The following is a 1,559-nucleotide window of genomic DNA, read 5'->3' on the forward strand; positions in this document are numbered from 1 at the left end:
GGGTAAACCCACTGTAGACATGCAACCGCTGCTCACCGTTCGTGTTTAATTGCACATCACCAATCGTCTTGCCACCCACCGTCAGGTAATGCGTCTGCCCCTTCCCATCCCGCCTGCCTCGCACCCCTTCTTGCGCACTCGCTTTATACCACGTGCTGTGCAACGCTTGCGCGTCCGCCACCTCAATCAACTCCCCGTTCACATCATAACCATACCAGGTCGACCCCACACTGACTACACGACCATCCACCGTCAACTGAGCACGCTCCTCCGCCTGCAGGTAAGTGTCCCACAACGCATACGTGTACGTCCGGCTTTCTTCCTGAACAGAACCGCCCGCATCATGAGGGTCAGTCGCTATTTATTCCTTGCCACAATCTCGGTTAATACCGCTTTCAGTTCCTCAAATCTCGCCATATGAGGACTCACCCGATATCGTTTTCCATTCTTTAAATGAATTAAAAACCCCGTACCCCCTTCGGGAAAGGTTCTTATTCTTGACATTAATTTGGTTATTTTAAAATCACCTATTTTTACTAAATCTTTTTTACAAAAAGTAAGCTTGCGGCAAAAATAAAAACGAATAATGATATTTTCTTCAATACACTCAATAAACTGTATTGTTTGAAAAGCGTATATACTACTCGAACCGAACCAGATCGTAAGCGTAGAGATTATAAAAAATCCTGCCCATTTCATTATGTAATCTTCTGTTATTGTGGGCTGAGTACTTATTATCAAATAAATACCAATAAGTTGAAAATAAAAGAAAAATAGAAAACCCATAGGTAAAAAAAGAGCCATAAACCCATAACTCCCATGCGTTATATCTTCATATTGATTATTTCGTATTGTTATACCAGTGTTCATAAAACACATCTCCTAATTTATTGATCACAGTAGAAGGGCCAAAACTGACAATGGCGGCAGAAATAAGTGGCATGCCATAAGTGAGACCTCCAGTTACCGCTCCCGCATAAGCAGCTACAGCTATTTTTGTTACACTAATTGGTGTTTTATTTTTACTAAGACTCTCATAATATTGATTCAGAAAATTAGACGTTCCCCCTGAGGCAGCACTTAATTTAATCGTACCTTTAAATGTGGTTGGAGATAAAAATCCAAATAAGAAACCCGTAGCTCCTCCAATCACCGCACTGCGCCACGGATGCGCATCCGCGGTAGACAGTGCTGAAAGAAACGAAGACGTCCCTCCGACAGTGGCGTTTAATGTATGCTTAAAAATAATTTCTTTGTTATTGACTACAAGACGAACCGTTTGCTTCGAGTAACTGGCGGCACTTTCAATCACTTTGCTATCCCGCGTCAACTGCATGGCCGCCATCACCGGTCTGGTTTTCCCTAACCACTGAACCGTTTTAGCCGCAAGCTTGCCACCGGGGATAAGTGCTAACGCTGACAGGCCGCGGTTAACCTCCACATTCAGGAGACGGTCACGACCTGTCCATAGTTCATCCATCGCCTTTAACTGACCGGCTACCGGCACAAAGTCCAGTGCGAGGGAGGCCATCGCCTTTATCCCTGGAGAACCGGTTGGC

Annotated in this window: 3 protein-coding genes; all 3 read right to left on the reverse strand. The window is 44.6% G+C overall.

The genetic code is table 11. The features are described from left to right. On the reverse strand, positions 1–256 hold a 256-nt coding region (locus T345_RS15360; protein ID WP_211249735.1), incomplete at its 3' end, for a hypothetical protein. 101 nt (positions 257–357) lie between these two features. Further along, positions 358–870 carry a hypothetical protein gene (locus T345_RS0113055; protein WP_028389687.1) on the reverse strand — a complete coding sequence of 171 codons (513 nt, stop codon included), beginning with the start codon at positions 868–870 and terminating at the stop codon, positions 358–360. Continuing rightward, on the reverse strand, positions 842–1,559 hold a 718-nt coding region (locus T345_RS0113060; protein WP_211249736.1), incomplete at its 5' end, for a hypothetical protein. The genes T345_RS0113060 and T345_RS0113055, both read right to left, overlap by 29 nt.

This window comes from Legionella fairfieldensis ATCC 49588 (assembly GCF_000621525.1).
In the GTDB taxonomy this organism is placed as follows: domain Bacteria; phylum Pseudomonadota; class Gammaproteobacteria; order Legionellales; family Legionellaceae; genus Tatlockia; species Tatlockia fairfieldensis.